Origin of the sequence: Bacillus sp. FJAT-27245 (assembly GCF_001273955.1) — a bacterium.
In the GTDB taxonomy this organism is placed as follows: Bacteria; Bacillota; Bacilli; order Bacillales; family Cytobacillaceae; genus Bacillus_D.
Window position 1 is genome coordinate 3,570,686 of the sequence record NZ_LIGI01000001.1, and the last position, 16,907, is coordinate 3,587,592.

The window sequence follows — 16,907 nt, forward strand, 5'->3', positions numbered from 1 at the left end:
GGAGATTCCCTCTCCCTCCTTTTCATTCATATCACATTTATGCCATTTGATTAGACTGTTATTCCTTTTCGAGCGTGTAACTCCTTGATGATTTTTGGATATTCTTTATCAAGCTTATAAAAGTACAAAAATACTAGTAGGATCATATACGTGACAATAGGTAGATAGATGAATAGTGAGTTAATGGCGAATAACGCGGATTCTGTTTGAACTGCTGCTCCTCCTACATATCCACCCCAGGCTAAAATCCATCCTACAAATGCTGCACCTATACCTGCGCCTATTTTTGTTCCCGCGCTTCCACCACTATAGACAAGTCCTTCACTTCTTACCCCTGTCTTCCATTCTCCATACTCAACTGTATCTGGCAACAAAGCAAAGATACTTCCAAAAATAGGTGCTCTTCCAAATCCTCTTAGTATTGACCCAGTCAGTACAACACCTATGTTTGTTGGATTAATCAATATGACTAACGACCCAACTATAAATAAAATTGCTCCGCCCATCATGGCATTACGTTTTCCAAAACGTTTGATTATTGGTGCAACAAACAACATCCCCACAAGTGAAGGAATATAAATAGCCATCGTTAACAACCCGACCAATAGTGGGTCTCCCATTAGATATTGTGCATAGAAAACTGTTCCGCCATTATAAAATGCGTCATTTATATAATAGAAGATAAAGATAAAGATTGTGAGAACCCAGTATTTGTTTTTGAAAAGACCCTTAAAGCCAGTTATAAAAGATGTATCATGATTACTATCCTTTTGATAAATTTCTGTCGCTCTTTCCTTGGTTGTTTTAAACGTAATAAAATACATAATAACTGCCGCTATAGCAAATATAGAATAAGCAGCTACCCAACCAGACTGATGGCCTCCAAAAAAGTTTATTACAGGAAAGGTGACTGTACTGACTACAATGATTCCGATACTAGCGAAGAACATTCGATAAACATTTAATAGACCACGTTCCCCTTGATCCGGAGTAATTAATGTATTTAGTGTTCCATAAGGAATGACTACTCCTGTATAAAGCAAGACAAGCAGGTTATAGGTGATGAAAACGTAAATAATTTTACCCACATTGCCAACATCAGGAACCGCAAATAGCGCAACCATTGTACCGGCAAAAGGAATGGTAAGCCATAGTATCCAAGGTCGAGCCTTCCCATGTTTAGTCTTCGTTTTATCGACAATCGCTCCCATTGCTATATCCGAGATGCCATCTAGAATACGTGAAAAAAGAATGATCGTACCAACTATACCAGCAGCCACTCCAACAACATCTGTATAGAAATAAACGATAAACATACTCATCGATGCCCAGGCAAGATTGGTAGCTAAGTCTCCAAGACCATAGCCTATCTTTTCACTTAATCCAACTTTGTTATTATTAGAAGATGATAGATTAATGGACTGTTTACTCAATTGTGGATTCCCCATTTTTTTCCCTCCTTTTTTTGACGCGCGCTTACATTTGATTTTAGGCTTTGTTGAATTTGGCTGTTGATTTCCACTTCGGGCACACGCTTTCCGCGGGGCGTCAGTGGAGCCTCCTCGGCGCCGTGGCGCCTGTGGGGTCTCCACCTTGCCGCTGCATCCCGCAGGAGTCGGTGCCCTTCGCTTCAATCAACGTAGTTAAAAATCAACATACTTCTTTAACACAGCTTAATTCTAAAAACTTTTACTGAAAGCCTGTGTCCATTTGTACTAGTATTAATAGGGCAATAGTTTTAATTAGATTTCACATGACGTTCATTATAGGAATGGGAACTTATATCTTGTATTCTTTAGGTTTTCTTCTTATAATGAAGGCTATTGTTTTTTATTCTTTATTGCACCAATCAATACAAGTGGCTGCGATCATTTTTGTGGCAGTAATGATATCTTCCACTTTACAGTTTTCATTTGTAGTGTGTGCTAACATTGGGTTTCCTGGTCCGAAGTTTACAGTCGGGATTTTCCCTAGACGATCTAACCACCCTGTATCTGTATGGAACCCATTACCGAAAGTTTTTAATTCAGGTCTTAAATCTTTTGAAGCATTTTTGAATACATCCACAAATGGGTGGTCTTCTGGTACCTCTGAGCAATCAGCTTCCAGTACCCAATTAATTTTTGGAGGATTTTCCCTTAACCAAGGATCAGCGTCTGCAACTCTTTTAATAAAATCCTCAAATTCTTTTCGGGAGCTCGAACCTAAACCGTTTTCATCTGATTCATGAGGCAACACCTGAATATTAAATGATAGCTTACAGTAATCCGCATAGCTGGATCGTGCATGGCCTCCCTCAATCAATGCGATTTTTACCTGATTGGTTTCAGTCAATAATGGGTGGTTTTTATCTGGACGCGTCAACCAATCTTGGTTAAATTCGTCGATTGCATTCATTATGTACCGTGCTTTTTGGATGGCATCCACTGCTCCACCTTCTGTCCAATGGGGCTGCGTTACTTCTAAATGACCTGTTCGCCCAGGAATAATCAAATCTCCCCATATAATCCCCCGGCATAATAGGCTAAGATCTAAATCAGTCGGTTCACCCATAATTCCTGCGTCTATTTCAATGTTATTCTTGCTTATATAATCTGCAATGGCGAGAAACCCAGTTCCTCCTGCTTCCTCTCCTACACAACTAGCAAGCCAAAGGTCGCCATTCAATTCTACTTTTGATTCTACGATTGATTCTAAGGCCATAACCATAGCTCCAAGTCCGCTCAACATATCAACAGACCCTCGCCCATATAACACACCTTCATCAATAACAGCATCAAAAGGAGGGAATTTCCAATCTGAAACATTGTCAGCTGCAACGACATCTGAGTGGCCAGTCAAGATAAGCGATCGTCCGTTTTGTGGTTTCTGACCTGGCAAGCACGCTATAACATTCGGGCGATTCTCCCATGGAATTTTATCGGTAAAACCGCTTACAAAACCAGGTAGATCTCGATACGCTTCTAATTTTTCTAGTTCTACGTCAAATTCATCTATAGTAAGTTTATTCATTGCAACAAGTCTATCTTTGATTATTTTCTGACATTCACGCTCGTTATAATTCTCATTATGCGCAGGATTTACCGATTCAGTTTTGATCAGACTTCTAACAAACTCAATGATTTCGTCCCTTTTTTCATCAATTTTCGCGAATACTTCCTCTTTAACAGACTTTTTAGCGAATACTTCCTCTTTAACAGACATTTTATTCATCCTTCCCAGCATAGATTTAAGGAGAATCAAACCAAATCATTGTTTAATAAATTGAAACAATGTAGATAGCTGTTTCCACCTCCCCTTCGATTTGTCTAACCTTGAATGACCGATTCATCCCCAAGCAAACCATATTTCCCTACATTAGCTTGGTCTTTTTTAATAGTGGAAGCCCTAGTATTCTTACTCAGCCACTCTATTGTTAAACTAAGATTAATAAATGGATGGCTTACACCCAATAAAACCATTATTTTTGCTAATTTCAAGCTTTTCCCAATATATTTTACCATATTTGTTAATCAAAGTTTATTAACCACATGGTAGTATAACCTTTTGTCAAAGTCAATATTTTTAGAAAATACAATATCTTTCAACAAATCTTACAAACGCGTTACTAAGGAGCGGCAAATCAATAGTTTGCTATCTTTTAAATGGACAAATCTTCACTGCTTTTCCCAATAGTAACTCTTAAAGCGCTTTCCTTAAGCCGAAAAAAATAATCGTTTTCTATACATGTAAAATGTTTTGCCTTTCTTGTTTCACCAAGTAAGCGGCGCCAATCATTCCTGCATCATTCCCTAGTTTGGCCGTTTCAATTTTACATTTCTCGCTAATTCTGGGCAGGGAATATTTTTGAAAAGAATGCCTTACCGGACGAAGAAGCTGCTCTCCAGCTTTCGCGACTCCCCCACCGATAATTATCTTAGAAGGATTCACAATCATCGCGGCATTGGCAATGAGTAATCCTAAGAGATCTGCCGTCCGGTTAATAATTTCTTCACAGATTCTGTCACCTTTTTTGGCTAAATCAAAAATATCCTTTGCGTCTATTGTTCCATTCTTATGGTACAAGGCGGCTAAACCACTTTCAGGATTTTCTTCAATGCGGTCCATTGCCTGATGGACAATCCCGGTCGCAGATGCAATCGTATCTAAACACCCTGTTCGGCCGCAATTACAAGGATATCCTTTTGGATCGGCAATAATGTGGCCAATTTCMCCAGCCGTACCATTCATTCCATTTAAAATTTCACCATTGGCGATGACGCCACCGCCTACGCCTGTTCCAAGTGTTATCGCCAGCAGCTCTTTTGTATTGTTTCCAGCCCCTAGCCAATTTTCACCCAAGGCAACTAAATTCACATCATTTTCTACATATACTGGTATTCCAGACCGTTTTTCTAACTCTTGTCTCAATTTAAAGTCTTGCCAGCCAATGTTCACAGCCTCATGAACGATACCTGTTGTTTTATCAACGAATCCTGGTGCACCAACACCCATACCTAAAATATTGCTTATGTTCCATTCAGAAATTTTACCGGCGACTGAATCCCAAATTTCATCAAGAATATAAAGGCCTTGGCTCTCTTTATTCGTTTCTATTTGCCACTTATGAATGATATCTCCTTGCAGATTCAGGAAACCGATTTTGACAGTTGTCCCTCCGATATCAATTCCTATTATGATTTCCATTGCACTTACTCCTTTAGCGCTACCTATTTTCTTACACTGATTTTGGGATCAGCGCCTAAAGCATAGACAGCAAGCGGCTTTAGGCACTGACTCGATTAAATTGGCAGATTGCTTTTTTAATACTTTTTCTCTAACAAAGACGCAGCAGCATCATCCATGATAAAGGTTACATTTGGATGTGTTCTCAAGATCGATGCTGGACATTCCTCATGAATTGGGCCCTCAAGTGTTGCTTTAACTGCTGCAGCTTTTCTTTCGCCCGATGAAGCAACTAGAATATGCTTTGCCTCCATAATATCGGCCAAGCCCATTGTCAGCATTTGTGTCGGCGCCTCCTCAGGCGTCAAATTGTGGTAGCCCATTGTGCTTTGAATGGTGGACTCGTCACTATCCGCTAAAAATAGGCGGGAGTCAAACGGTGTGCCTGGTTCATTTGCGGCTAAATGGGCATTTACGCCAAGTCCGACAATTTGCAAATCACGAGGATATTTTTCAAGAACTTTACGGTAACGGGTTAATTCCGCTTCTGTATCCTCGACACTGCCATCGAGAAGACCAATGTATTTCGGGTGGGTTTTGATCAGGTCGTAAAACTTTTTATGCATGTATGTATAGACGGTAAAAGGCTTATTTCTTTCAGCCACATATTCATCCAAGTTTGTAAAAATGGCATTTTCAATCTTAACTTCATCTTTATTAATCGCCTCAACCAATAATTCGAACGTACCGTCATAACTTGCGCCTGTTGTTGTATTAATGCTTGCCTCCTCGTTTTGCCTGAGTGTTTCAGCAATCACATCAAATGCAGCTCTGGATAATTCGTTATAATCTCTTACCTGAATAATTTTCATCACTATTTCTCCTTTTTACAGATATTTTAATAACACAAAAGTTTCAAAAGGTTGCATGCTATTAAACTAAGTTTATCTATAGGGGAGGACCTCGTTTACCTTACATTAAATACGACGGTATTCATTGTAAATTCAGCTGTATTGTTAAACTAAGTTTAATAATTAACCAAATTGTAACACCCATTTATTTAATATACAACTGAAATTGCTTACAAGACTGAAAATTAAATAAGTGGATGTTCTTTTAAAAAACTAAATTTCATCATTTGTAAATCGTAAAAATTCATTTAAAACGAGAGCGCTGGCTCCAATGATTCCGCTATCATTGCCAATACTCGGATGAATCAGGTGAAATGAATGATTAAGCGGCGACCATATATATTTGTTTGTAATTGTTTCAATATCCTTGACCAAGATTGGATAATCTTGAACCATTGGCCCTGCCAGCAGCACCCCTTTAGGATTATACATACAAATCACATTGGCAATCGCTAAACAAAGATAATTACGAGCACGGTCAATCAGGTTTAGCGCCCAATTTTCCTTTCTCTCATAGGCTGCGAAAATTTCATTAATTGGTCTTTGCGATTGTTTTTCAATTTCCGAGGAACACACATAGGTCTGCAAACACCCTAATCTTCCACAATCACACATGGCTCCATTTGGTTCCATTGTAATATGTCCGATTTCCCCAAGAGTATTGAGATGACCGCGTAAAATTTCACCATTCATCATGACAGCCCCACCGACTCCAGTCCCGATATAAATACAAACGGAATCATGAAAATCAGTCATATTCCCAAATAAGCTTTCAGCCAATAGAACGGTCCGAACATGATTATCAACGTAGACAATATAATCAATCTTTTTTTCCAAGTAGGCTTTTATTTGAACGTTTTCCCAGTGAAACTGAGGAACAATCAGGGCTTCCCCTTCCGGCCACGAAATAAGACCAGGGATACTGATCCCAACCGCGATGATCTTTTTAACAATCTCTTGATCAACTTGAGCTGTTAATAGGGAAATTTCATCAGCAATTTGATCAAGGGCAGTTTCCGCTCCTTGACTAGCGTTAAATTCCAAGTACTTTTTTTCCAACACTTCTCCATTTAAAGCAACAATCCCTATTTTAATCGCATTCCAATCTATTTCTACACCAATAATGTAAGAACCATTTGAGTTTATTTCTAAAAGCGTCGCCCGCCTGCCAACCTCTCCTTCTATTTGTCCGACCTCGATAACCAACCCATCGTTGATTAATTCTTTAATAATTTTTCCAATACTAGTATTACTCATCTTGGTTAGTTCGGCTAATTGACTTCTTGAGATTTGTTTATGTTTTTGAATTAAACTTAATAGCATAAAATAATGATATTTCCTAACCCGGCCTTGATCGTATTTCAAATTAAACGTGGACATCATCGCCCCTCCTTTAACACAAATCTTTATTAAACTAAGTTTAATTATTATATACCTTTTAGTCAACGGAAACCACGACCCGTCCCGTAGTGATGCTCGATGTCCGCCACTTTGTCCATATTCTGAATGACTTATAAACGACGAGTAATGAAACATGAAACAGGGGACGGATCTACTGCTTCACAACATCCGGTCTCCCAAGCGTTTTTATTTACACAATATAAATCTATTAAATTGCTCTACAGTTTCAAAGTAAAATTTAGATTCCAATTTCATTTGTTCCTTGATTTCAGGAATGCTGTGAGACCATCCAGCAGCGGCAAAATCCACATGACAGCTTCTCGCCATCTCCAAGCCAGGCTTCAGGTCATCCAGCATCAGCGCTTCTGTCGCCTGAAGATTAAAGCGATTTAATATTTCTTTAATTGGATATGGATGTGGCTTTCGCTGATGTTCCGGAAGTTCCCAGCCAAAGATTGCGTCTGGTATAAACCCACAATGAATCGAATAATCTCTTTCAATTCGGCTCCTCTCAGAATGAGAAACAACCGTAACAATGCCACCTTGTTTTTTAAATTCCTGGATTGTCTCTACAAACAGTTCATAGAAGTCAGGGACAGTTGATTCGGTATATTTTTTCCATACCACTTGCTGATGTTTTTGTTTTTCCTCTGTGAATTTAATGATGTCTTTACACAAAGAAGAAAAACCTGGATTGAAACAGTATCGAACGATATCTTCTAAGGTAATGGGTTTATCATTTGGCCTTAAGTCTTTAAGAGCCTCCACAAATGAAGGAAAGTGGATATCTGGAGTGCTTTTAACTCCAGTATCATCGTGGTCTAAGATAAAGCATTTATATTTTAAAGCTATACTAACCTCCTGCATCAAGAGACGGATCTACTATTTCACCGATATATTAGCCATTTTACCTATTTACAGCATCGGGGTCCTTATACATAATTCCCCAAAACATCCACCGTGGTCTTCAATTATAAGTATTTTTTAAACCCCCTGCTAATTGAACCGTCATACCCTTCCCGTTCAAAAAAGCGATGAGCATTATTGCGTTCCGCGTTGCTTAATAACATAATCCTATGACAATCTATCGATTTACAATATTGTTCAACGTAACGTAAAAGTTCTTGGCCAATTTTCTTGTTCCGATGCTGCTCGTGAACGACAATGTTTTCGACAACTCCATAGGGTCTGAATCCGTGCAAAGCCTGGAGGCATATATTTAGTGTCAGCGTCCCTACTATTTCTCCTTCATCCTCATATACGAGTAAAAAATTGTGGGGATCCCTTCTCAGTTTATCAATCTGGTCCTCAAGTACATTCATTTTCTTACTATTTGGTACCAACATTTTATAGAGATTGAAAATCTGGGTTTTATCCGTTCTATCTGCTTCACGTATCATTCGAATATCTCCTATTTTTATCAGACTTCTGCTACCTGCCATTCGCAAATTTCAATCATCCCCAAATTTTTGTAGACACTTCGAGCAACTGGATTGTTATAAAACAGGTACGCATATTTACCTTCATTTAATAGCATTTCGAACAAACCTATTAATACTTCTGTGCCATATCCCATCCCCCTGAAATCGGGATGGGTAAAAACCCCGATAATTATTGCACTGTTTTTCCCTTCTCTAATTGTTGCTGCTGATGCAACCATTTGTTTTTCCACACTTAAATAAACCGTCCGGTCAGTGGTGCTCCTTAATCTTTCTCTTTCCTTCCTAATATAATCCTCTTTATTTTCGGGAAGAGTGCCGACAAATTCCTCGGTCCTTAAGAATAAGTCATATTGCATTCCAATTTCATCATCGGTTTGGACAATTTTCAGCTGAAGTTCCGGGTACTTTCTTTTAGCAGAAACGGCCTTCACAACCCCCATATGAGATAAAGTAACCTTTTTAGGATTGATTAAAGGAATGAATTTGTTAATAAATTTACTTGGACCCGATATCTTACTAAAGGTTAATTTCATTAACATTTCGTTATATAAAGTTACATCCCGATTAGCATTGGAATAGTATGTGATGTTATTAAAGTTATTTAATAAAACGGAAACTAATTTCCCGTTTTCAAATTCACCAAATAACTTAAAATTTTCACCTTCATATCTGTTACTAATTAAGTCATTGATGAGAAAGTAATAGTTGTCCACTTCGTCACCAAAAAGCTCTATAACTTGGTGATGGTTGTCAATTGACAGCTGCCTTACAGTAATCATACATTTTCTCCTTTTAGTAACATCCAGAGCAACACTAAAGGAGTGAAGCACTCGGTCGGTCCCCTGCTTCACTCCTTCATTTTCACTTTTTAACCGTTCAGGGCTTGGGGATCCATATGCATGATTTCCCAATAATGTCCGTCAAGATCTTGATAGCTTCTGTAGTACATGAAGCCTTGGTCATGAGGCTTGCTTGCTTCGTGGCCGCCTGCCGCTATGGCTCTATCTACTATTTCATTTACTTGTTCCCTGCTTTCGGCGGAAAGGCAGTTAATGACTCCTGTCGTTTCGTGTGGATTAGGCAGTTCCTTTTTCGTGAATGATTGAAAGAAGGGCTGGACGAGTAACATGGCATAGATGTTCTCGCCTATGATCATGCAGGCTGCTTTTTCGTCGGTGAATTGAGGGTTGAATTCATAGCCAATTTGCTTGTAAAACTCCATTGACTTGTTTAGGTCTTTCACTGGCAGGTTCACAAAAATTTGTTTTGATTGTACTCCCATTGTTTATCCCTCCATTATTTAACGTTTTCATTTTTCATCTTATCCCAATCTTAACACTGTCATAATGTTCATATTTCTTTTCGATTGCTCTTTTTTACTCGCTGAAGGAAGTTCGTCATTAATCTGGGAATTGAAATGAGAATTGGAGGATCGTCTAGTTGAGCTGGCCTGAGGAGTAGATCTTGGTGAGGGACTTGTTCATTCCCGTTAACGAGTATGGGGCCTGTTGGTTTATACCTTAACGTCTGATGCGGAATCAGGAAGGACTGCGCGTCCATTCCCCATGGAACAGATGTGGCAAACAAATAATAGAGCCCGGGTTTTACGTTGTGAAATTGAAAGTCACCGAGCGAAAAGAGAAGTGTGCCATAGAGCGGAAGTCCTTCCGGGATGGGTTTGGGAAATAAGCCGGCCAAAATGACCCCTTCAAACTCCTCATTTGATGAGACGGTTCCTTTTACGGATAGGGGGCTGTTGGCAAATTGTTGTCGTTTTGTTTTTCCATCCAGCTGCTCGAGGGTGTGCAGCAGGTTTTCCGCTTCCTCACGGGTATTCCGGAAATGGGCCGGGGTCACGCCGACACTTTTTGTAAACCTGGTCGTGAAGGTGCCTAAACTTTGCTGACCGATTTCCAAACCAATATCCCGGACACTCAGATTTGTGTTGAGCAATAACTCCTTTGCCCGCTGCAGGCGCATTGAGGAAACGAAATATAGTGGCGGAAGGCCCGTTTCTTCTTTAAACATCCTGCTAAAATGATAGGGGCTATACGATACATGGCTGGCCAGTTTGTCGAGTGTAATGTGATCATACAGGTGCGTTTGGATATAGTGGATGGCCTCCGTGATTTCAATTTGCCTAGTCATCACTACCTCACTTTCACATCCGGCGTTAAAAAGAGCTTATTGAGAAGTATTCGTTATATAGTTCAACTATCCTCCAAGTATTTTCAAAAAAGAGAGTGTTCCAAAGGGACGGTCCTTTTGGTACATAAAAAAGCCACGAGAACCATCCCCGTGACCTAGTGGCCTCTACTTTACATGGTCACCTGTTCCTCCTGCTATAGGAAGGACAAAGTTATTCGTATTTTTGCCTATGACCAGGTTCATATTTGTTTGTGTGGTTATATTGATTCCACGAATCGATACGTAGCGATTTAATTTCGGATTACTTTTGATAAGATTATTTCCAGCAATCGTACCGGAATTATGACCAGAACGAAAGGCAATCGCAGAAGGCGTCCTATACAAAGAATCCTGTACATCCTCCACTCTGTTTCCAGTCACTGAAAACTGCTGATTATGAGTATAGAGGTGGATGCCATTTGCATAGGAATTTACCAATGTATTATTTTTTATAACCAATCCTCTCGTATAGGATGCCTGGATTGCACCAGAGGTACTATTTCCCTGCTGGCCCGCCTCTTTTAAAAAGTTTCCTTCAATGGTACAGCCACGGCTTTTATCAGATGGAGCTCCAGCCACAACGATTCCATATCCCTTGCCGATTCCTTCAATCCGATTGCCTTTTGCCGTACATTTTTGGGAACCAAATAGCTTCTTCCCTCCTTTTCCTGTTGCATTTACAAATGCAATGCCAACCTTTGTATTTCGTATCGTATTATTGTTAAACGTAATATTTTCCCCGCCATGAGTGTCAAGGGCCTCCCATAACGGAATGTCCTCTATGATGCTATTCGTCACTGAACTATTTGTGCTCCTGGGGTGTGCCTTTAAATTACTCTCAGCACCCTTCCGCGAATAAAAGACCCCGTATGCATTTCCTTTGTTTCCTGGTTTGATTGATTTTATATGGCTCTTGTTAATATGCATATTACGGACTGACAATCCTCCTACTCCAGCAAAACCAATATCACGGATCACTGTATTCGAAATCCTTACATCATCCGCAAATTCAGCCATAATGCCATAAAAACCAATATCATGAATATAGCAATCTTCTATAACAATATTTTCGACATAGCTAGCTGAATTTGCCCCCCGAATTGCTATTCCGACTCCCTTTGGATCTGCTTTTGTATTGCCCGCCCCCTGGAGCTCAATCCCATATAACTTTACGCCATTGCCAATTGACAAAAGAGTTTGGTGTTTTTTATCGTTGTATAGTTTTGCTCCGTACCCAACTATCGTGGTATTGTCGGGTATTACTAAGCCGCTGATTTTAAATGAGCTGCCAGATGGCAATACGATAACTTTTCCAGCTCCAAAATTTAAAGCCTTTTGTAGTTGTTCTGTCCTATCGTTTTTTGCGGTGTTTTCATCAGCCACAACATATATTATTTTGGTTTTATCAAAATTCGGTATTTTCTTTTCCAAAAGATGAATTAATCCATTCTTATTCTCCAATGCCCCATCACTAGACCCCGTTAATACAGTGGGAACAATCAAGAAGAAAAGAATGAACATGATACCCATCCTTGGAACTTTTAATTGCTGCATCTTCTTACTCCTTTTAAACGAACCCATTTTACTCCTTGTAAAAATATATACAGAATTTTAATTCGTTCTTTTACCACGGTAGAATCCCGCCAAATAGATTATTATACATGTTCCACATGAATGTTCCAAAGGGACGGTTCTTTTGGTAAATTTTCCTTGGGTAGGGGCATCTCCGGAGAAGGCCGAAAAGGGTATTTTTAAATGAAGTAGAACCGATTCTGGCTTTCACTATATAGCTGAATTCCTATATAATTTAAGTAAGAATTTTGAGGGTATCTTATTTGGAACGGGGGATGAGTTCATGGATAATTTTTATTTGTTTTTGATGTTGTGTGTGTTTTTAATTGTTTTGCCTGGTCCGGATATTGCGGTAGTGACGAAAAATACGATTACAGCGGGAAAAATCGGCGGGCTTAAGACGGCTTTCGGCACCTGTGTTGCCCTTCTCATCCACACGTCCGCTGCGATTTTAGGACTGTCAGCGCTCATTATGAAATCGGCCTTATTGTTTTCGATTTTCAAATACGTTGGTGCGGTTTATTTAATTTATCTTGGTGTTAAATCGTTATGGTCTTTGAGGAAAAAGGATGCAACAGCCAGTCTAGAAGCGGACACGAGCAGCCGTTTTCAAAACAAATCCTGTTTTAAGCAAGGGTTCCTGACGGATATTCTCAATCCAAAAGTGGCTGTCATGTTCCTGACCCTTTTGCCTCAATTTGTTCATCCAGGCACCGGTACCTTCATCCCGTTTTTAATCATGGGCATTACGTACACATTACTTACCGCCGTCTGGTTTTTGCTTTACGTCACCTTAATTAATTCAATTAGCGCTTTTATGAAAAAGCCTAAAACACAAAGTGTGATTGAAGGCATCACAGGTGCTATATTAATCGGCTTTGGCATAAAACTGGCCCTTGAAAAGGCGCATGATTAGGTTGGATTTTAATAAAGACGAGGCCCTTTGATTTTTGGAAATCAAGGGGCCTTTTTTTGTTCCACAGGGACGGTCCTTTGGGTACATAAAAAGGCCACGAGAACCGTCCCCGTGGCCTTACAATGCCAGTGCATCCTGTAAGATTAATGTTGATAGTTCATGGTCATTAGTAACGAATGGCACCTCGGAGGGTTCGACCCAAATCCGGGTGGTTGATTCATGTTCACGGAGAAAAGGCAGACATTCGACTACATCCATTCGATAAAATGCCTGATAAGCGATCAAAGGATATTTCCCGTTTGGGTCAAATAAAGGATTTTCTTCATGGCTTACTTCAATCGACCCTATGTATTTGATCGTTCCTTTTACGTATCCTTCTTCATAAGTTTCCCGTACTATGGCTTCCTCGACATTTTCACCGTCCTCGATGTGCCCTCCTGGATAATTAAAACCTCTATTTTTAATATGAGCTAACAGGACATTCCCATCTTTCAAACAGACGGCATGAACACTCGTGATTGTGGTAGACTCGGTTATTTTCATCCGGGGAATCCAAGTGAGTTTCACATGATGGCCACTCCAATTTGCATAAATCGTCTGCATCTAAATTTCCCCTTATTATTATGGAATTTGTCTTTAGATAGATTGCCAAAAATCTTTTTATAAGAGCGTTAAAACATCAAAGATATTTAGGACGAATACCTTTCCATATGATGTCTGTACAATTTCCAACCATCCGGTTCCTTTCTAAATATCTCCATGGCCAAAGCAACGGCTACTTTTTCTCCGGATAGATAAAAATTTAAGATTGACGACAGGATGAGCTCATTTTTTGATCGGAGGTTCATTGTTAAATCATTGTACTCCCAATATGGATTTTTACCTTGATACCCTTTGATTGTTTCCACATTGGACTTTTTGTACGAGCTTCCATCATAAACCTCATAATCCCGGTCATTGTAGTAACCGAAATATCCTATAAAGGCATCCGATATCCACTTGTTTACTTCCTGTACATCGCCCTTGTTTAGAATGGAGCGATACTCTTCAACAGCCTTAATAGCCTCGTTTAACATCCCCTTACCCCCGGTTACTTATTTCCCCATCTAAATCTTCCTCAACTAATTCAACAAAAGGGAGCAGTTGTCCTTCTTGGTATCCGTCGTCATCACAACAAGAATAGGGATGAGGAGCTGCGAATCACGAAATGGAGAGTCTTTTAATCCATGGCAAGACGGAGGTTTTGTTGCCAGCATAGTGGTTGGCTGTTGTTTCTGGTAGCAGTCTCCTGGTATCAAGGGGGCTTTCCCCTGTCCAAATCAATCCATATTCCTTCTCAACTTCACCATGTTGTACCAGCGTACTCCTCCATGCTGTGATTCGGACATACCATGGTTAACAAATCCGCATTTCTCATAAAAGGGAACGAGGTCTGATTTGCACGTTAACGTGATTCCATCTCGTTCATTTTGTACTACGAGCTCTTCCATTTTTCGAATCAGTATTTTTGCGATTCCTTGGTTCCTGGCCTTTTTGGACACAGCTAATCCTAAAACGCTCTGATATCCGCCTCTTTCCGGATTCGCTGTGATTTTTTCAAAAAGATCGTCGGTTATGTAAGGTTGAGTTATGATAGGGCCGTTAATATAGCCAAGAATCTCCCCATCCTTTTCTGCCACGATAAATGTATCAGGAATCAAGCGAGTCCTTTCCACAAATGCGTCCCTCGTGGCAGCTTCCTCTTTTGAGAAGCCTTCGTTTTCAATCGTTATCAGCTGTTCTAGATCTGCAGATTGGACATTTCTTAAAGAAATCATCTTGGCTAAAACTCCTCACTTATTTGGTTAAACGCAAACAGATATCCGGGCATTTGTTGCCGGACAATTTTCAAAGACATTCGATACTTTTAATCATACAGGAATGAATATATTATCGAAGAAAATTTTAAAAAAATAAAAGGACTCCCATGTTGGAAGTCCGCCGGATACGATAACTGCTGTAACTGGATGGGTTTACTTATTCTGCTGTTTGGCTTCGGAGCTTTCATTGTTTTTATCAACAATTCCTACGCCGGATCTGTTTTCGAGCGATTGGCCAGTAGGTGCGCTTGCAACGGAGCCAAATGGATCAAGTGCATCAGCCATGGTGTCCCCGGGAACCGCGCCTACGTTAAATGCTACTGAGCCGGTATCATTTGTTTCACGTTTACGGTCGTTGGTATTAGCCATCATCTTTCACTCCCTCATTTTTATAGGAGGTGCTGTTTTTCGGCAGCACTGTCCCGCACCATATTTTGCCCAATAAGAACAAATTTACAAGTAAATTATTTTTTCTTCCATAGGGACGGTCCTTTTGGTACATAAAAAGCCACAAGAACCGTCCCCGCGGCTTGCCACAAACGGGTACTTTGCAATGCAAAAGTTTCTTTACTACACTGGCGGTAAGGAGTGATGGTTATATGAAGAAATTTATTAATGCGACTATATACGGTGACGCGGAGTCTCATGAGTTTTTGGTGGAAGACGGCCGGTTTAAAGCGATTGGCAACAATTTAGAGAGCGATGGCGAAGTGATTGATCTGGAAGGCCGATTGGTGCTGCCGCCTTATGTTGACCCTCATTTGCATCTGGATTACATCTTTTCAGGGCTAGGCGAAGGGAATGCGAATGTTTCCGGTACGCTGTTTGAAGGGATTCAGCGCTGGAGCGATAATAAAAAATCATTGACGGAAGAATTGGTAAGGGAACGTGCGATTAAGGGGATTCAAAAAGAGGTGAGCCATGGGGTTCAATTCATTCGTACCCATGTCGATATTACCGACCCTAATCTGACTGGGATGAAAGCTTTAATTAAGCTGCGCGAAGAGTTGAAGGATATCGTTACATTGCAGCTTGTTGCATTCCCCCAAGAGGGATTCTTTCGATACAAAGGTGTGGAGCAGTTAATGGAAGAGGCACTTAAAATGGGTGCTGACGTAGCTGGCGGCATTCCTCACTTTGAAATTTCATATGAGCATGGTGTGGAATCTTTGAGGCGCATTGTGGACATGGCGGTAAAATACAACGTGATGATTGATATTCACTGTGATGAGAATGATGATCCGAATAGCAGATTTTTGGAAGTGTTGAATGCACTTGTAATGGAAAAGGACTATGGTGAATACACGACAGCCAGCCATACAACAAGCTTTGGTTCGGTGGAAAACAGTTATGCGAATAAGATGCTCGGTTTGTTTAGGGAGTCGAAAATCAACTTTATTTCGTGCCCTACTGAAAATGCGCATTTACAGGGCCGTGGGGACAGTTACCCGAAACGCCGGGGCCTGACACGAGTGAAAGAGTTGTTGGCTAACGGAAATAATGTAGCTTTTGCGCAAGATTCGATAGCGGATTACTGGTATCCATTAGGCAATGGGAATATGATGAACATTTTGGACAATGGTATTCATTTAGCGCATTATACACATATTGATGAGATCAATAAGGCGTTCGATTTGATTACATATAACGGCGCTAATATTATGAGAGTGAACGATGAGTATGGCATTGAAGCGGGCAAACCTGCAAACTTTATCGTTTTGGATGCAAAGGATGCATATGAAGCGATTCGTGAGCGTGCGGAAGTGCTTGTATCTGTTCGTAATGGTGAGTATTTGTTTAAGCGTGAGCCGCGGAGAAATGAAGTAGAAGTTGATTTCCTAAAACAATAAATAATTCTTTGAATCCCCCTCAACAGTTGTGTTGGAGGGGGATTTTTTGTGTTATGTTTGATTTAACTTCCAAATAACACAAAAATTTCAGATCAAATTTAACC

17 protein-coding genes are annotated in these 16,907 nt (G+C 40.1%); 2 read left to right on the top strand and 15 right to left on the bottom strand.

Annotated features, from left to right (window positions below; genetic code table 11):
- Positions 1 to 50: 50 nt before the first annotated feature.
- The 11 genes from ADU24_RS17525 to ADU24_RS17575 form a co-directional block, all read right to left on the bottom strand.
- Positions 51 to 1,448 carry an MFS transporter gene (locus ADU24_RS17525; protein WP_082306963.1) on the bottom strand — a complete coding sequence of 466 codons (1,398 nt, stop codon included), beginning with the start codon at positions 1,446 to 1,448 and terminating at the stop codon, positions 51 to 53.
- Between the two features lie 382 nt (positions 1,449 to 1,830).
- A complete protein-coding gene (locus ADU24_RS17530) occupies positions 1,831 to 3,204 on the bottom strand; it encodes a M20 family metallopeptidase (RefSeq protein WP_053367836.1) in 1,374 nt (457 codons plus the stop codon).
- A gap of 516 nt (positions 3,205 to 3,720) precedes the next feature.
- The gene (locus ADU24_RS17535; protein WP_053367837.1) at positions 3,721 to 4,686 is read right to left on the bottom strand and encodes an ROK family glucokinase; all 966 of its coding nucleotides are present in this window, start codon (positions 4,684 to 4,686) and stop codon (positions 3,721 to 3,723) included.
- Between the two features lie 116 nt (positions 4,687 to 4,802).
- Positions 4,803 to 5,537 (bottom strand): glucosamine-6-phosphate deaminase, encoded by a 735-nt coding sequence (locus ADU24_RS17540; RefSeq protein ID WP_053367838.1) that lies wholly within the window; start codon positions 5,535 to 5,537, stop codon positions 4,803 to 4,805.
- A gap of 252 nt (positions 5,538 to 5,789) precedes the next feature.
- Complete coding sequence (locus ADU24_RS17545; RefSeq protein ID WP_053367839.1) at positions 5,790 to 6,956, bottom strand: ROK family transcriptional regulator; 1,167 nt, start codon at positions 6,954 to 6,956, stop codon at positions 5,790 to 5,792.
- Between the two features lie 207 nt (positions 6,957 to 7,163).
- Positions 7,164 to 7,844 (bottom strand): HAD family hydrolase, encoded by a 681-nt coding sequence (locus ADU24_RS17550; protein WP_231689704.1) that lies wholly within the window; start codon positions 7,842 to 7,844, stop codon positions 7,164 to 7,166.
- Between the two features lie 104 nt (positions 7,845 to 7,948).
- Positions 7,949 to 8,377, bottom strand: a complete 429-nt coding sequence (locus ADU24_RS17555) for a GNAT family N-acetyltransferase (protein ID WP_053367840.1) — start codon at positions 8,375 to 8,377, stop codon at positions 7,949 to 7,951.
- Positions 8,378 to 8,397: 20 nt separating this feature from the next.
- Positions 8,398 to 9,198, bottom strand: a complete 801-nt coding sequence (locus ADU24_RS17560) for a GNAT family N-acetyltransferase (protein WP_197277528.1) — start codon at positions 9,196 to 9,198, stop codon at positions 8,398 to 8,400.
- 89 nt (positions 9,199 to 9,287) lie between these two features.
- Entirely contained in the window at positions 9,288 to 9,701 is a 414-nt protein-coding gene (locus ADU24_RS17565; protein WP_053367841.1) for a VOC family protein, read from the bottom strand.
- A 68-nt stretch (positions 9,702 to 9,769) separates the two neighbouring features.
- Positions 9,770 to 10,567, bottom strand: a complete 798-nt coding sequence (locus ADU24_RS17570; protein WP_053367842.1) for a helix-turn-helix domain-containing protein — start codon at positions 10,565 to 10,567, stop codon at positions 9,770 to 9,772.
- A gap of 165 nt (positions 10,568 to 10,732) precedes the next feature.
- Positions 10,733 to 12,160 carry a right-handed parallel beta-helix repeat-containing protein gene (locus ADU24_RS17575; protein WP_053367843.1) on the bottom strand — a complete coding sequence of 476 codons (1,428 nt, stop codon included), beginning with the start codon at positions 12,158 to 12,160 and terminating at the stop codon, positions 10,733 to 10,735.
- 301 nt (positions 12,161 to 12,461) lie between these two features.
- On the opposite strand from ADU24_RS17575, the gene ADU24_RS17580 reads away from it, so the two are divergent.
- A complete protein-coding gene (locus ADU24_RS17580; protein WP_053367844.1) occupies positions 12,462 to 13,094 on the top strand; it encodes a LysE family translocator in 633 nt (210 codons plus the stop codon).
- 117 nt (positions 13,095 to 13,211) lie between these two features.
- Here ADU24_RS17580 and ADU24_RS17585 read toward each other — a convergent pair whose 3' ends face one another.
- The 4 genes from ADU24_RS17585 to ADU24_RS17600 all read right to left on the bottom strand — a co-directional run bounded on the left by ADU24_RS17585 (position 13,212) and on the right by ADU24_RS17600 (position 15,322).
- Complete coding sequence (locus ADU24_RS17585; protein ID WP_053367845.1) at positions 13,212 to 13,697, bottom strand: NUDIX hydrolase; 486 nt, start codon at positions 13,695 to 13,697, stop codon at positions 13,212 to 13,214.
- Between the two features lie 86 nt (positions 13,698 to 13,783).
- Positions 13,784 to 14,170 carry a hypothetical protein gene (locus ADU24_RS17590; RefSeq protein ID WP_053367846.1) on the bottom strand — a complete coding sequence of 129 codons (387 nt, stop codon included), beginning with the start codon at positions 14,168 to 14,170 and terminating at the stop codon, positions 13,784 to 13,786.
- Positions 14,171 to 14,413: 243 nt separating this feature from the next.
- The gene (locus ADU24_RS17595; protein ID WP_053367847.1) at positions 14,414 to 14,911 is read right to left on the bottom strand and encodes a GNAT family N-acetyltransferase; all 498 of its coding nucleotides are present in this window, start codon (positions 14,909 to 14,911) and stop codon (positions 14,414 to 14,416) included.
- A 195-nt stretch (positions 14,912 to 15,106) separates the two neighbouring features.
- Entirely contained in the window at positions 15,107 to 15,322 is a 216-nt protein-coding gene (locus ADU24_RS17600; RefSeq protein WP_156324618.1) for a hypothetical protein, read from the bottom strand.
- Between the two features lie 230 nt (positions 15,323 to 15,552).
- Here ADU24_RS17600 and ADU24_RS17605 point away from each other — a divergent pair, with 230 nt between their 5' ends.
- Positions 15,553 to 16,803, top strand: coding sequence for an amidohydrolase family protein (locus tag ADU24_RS17605; RefSeq protein WP_053367849.1), 1,251 nt, complete (start codon positions 15,553 to 15,555; stop codon positions 16,801 to 16,803).
- Positions 16,804 to 16,907: the final 104 nt, after the last annotated feature.

Bases quoted from the DNA above. Each gene is read 5' to 3' on its own strand.
- ADU24_RS17525 (WP_082306963.1), bottom strand. From the start codon at position 1,448: ATGGGGAATCCACAATTGAGTAAACAGTCCATTAATCTATCATCTTCT.
- ADU24_RS17530 (WP_053367836.1), bottom strand. From the start codon at position 3,204: ATGTCTGTTAAAGAGGAAGTATTCGCTAAAAAGTCTGTTAAAGAGGAA.
- ADU24_RS17540 (WP_053367838.1), bottom strand. From the start codon at position 5,537: ATGAAAATTATTCAGGTAAGAGATTATAACGAATTATCCAGAGCTGCA.
- ADU24_RS17545 (WP_053367839.1), bottom strand. From the start codon at position 6,956: ATGTCCACGTTTAATTTGAAATACGATCAAGGCCGGGTTAGGAAATAT.
- ADU24_RS17550 (WP_231689704.1), bottom strand. From the start codon at position 7,844: ATGCAGGAGGTTAGTATAGCTTTAAAATATAAATGCTTTATCTTAGAC.
- ADU24_RS17555 (WP_053367840.1), bottom strand. From the start codon at position 8,377: ATGATACGTGAAGCAGATAGAACGGATAAAACCCAGATTTTCAATCTC.
- ADU24_RS17560 (WP_197277528.1), bottom strand. From the start codon at position 9,198: ATGATTACTGTAAGGCAGCTGTCAATTGACAACCATCACCAAGTTATA.
- ADU24_RS17565 (WP_053367841.1), bottom strand. From the start codon at position 9,701: ATGGGAGTACAATCAAAACAAATTTTTGTGAACCTGCCAGTGAAAGAC.
- ADU24_RS17570 (WP_053367842.1), bottom strand. From the start codon at position 10,567: ATGACTAGGCAAATTGAAATCACGGAGGCCATCCACTATATCCAAACG.
- ADU24_RS17575 (WP_053367843.1), bottom strand. From the start codon at position 12,160: ATGCAGCAATTAAAAGTTCCAAGGATGGGTATCATGTTCATTCTTTTC.
- ADU24_RS17580 (WP_053367844.1), top strand. From the start codon at position 12,462: ATGGATAATTTTTATTTGTTTTTGATGTTGTGTGTGTTTTTAATTGTT.
- ADU24_RS17585 (WP_053367845.1), bottom strand. From the start codon at position 13,697: ATGCAGACGATTTATGCAAATTGGAGTGGCCATCATGTGAAACTCACT.
- ADU24_RS17590 (WP_053367846.1), bottom strand. From the start codon at position 14,170: ATGTTAAACGAGGCTATTAAGGCTGTTGAAGAGTATCGCTCCATTCTA.
- ADU24_RS17595 (WP_053367847.1), bottom strand. From the start codon at position 14,911: ATGATTTCTTTAAGAAATGTCCAATCTGCAGATCTAGAACAGCTGATA.
- ADU24_RS17600 (WP_156324618.1), bottom strand. From the start codon at position 15,322: ATGGCTAATACCAACGACCGTAAACGTGAAACAAATGATACCGGCTCA.
- ADU24_RS17605 (WP_053367849.1), top strand. From the start codon at position 15,553: ATGAAGAAATTTATTAATGCGACTATATACGGTGACGCGGAGTCTCAT.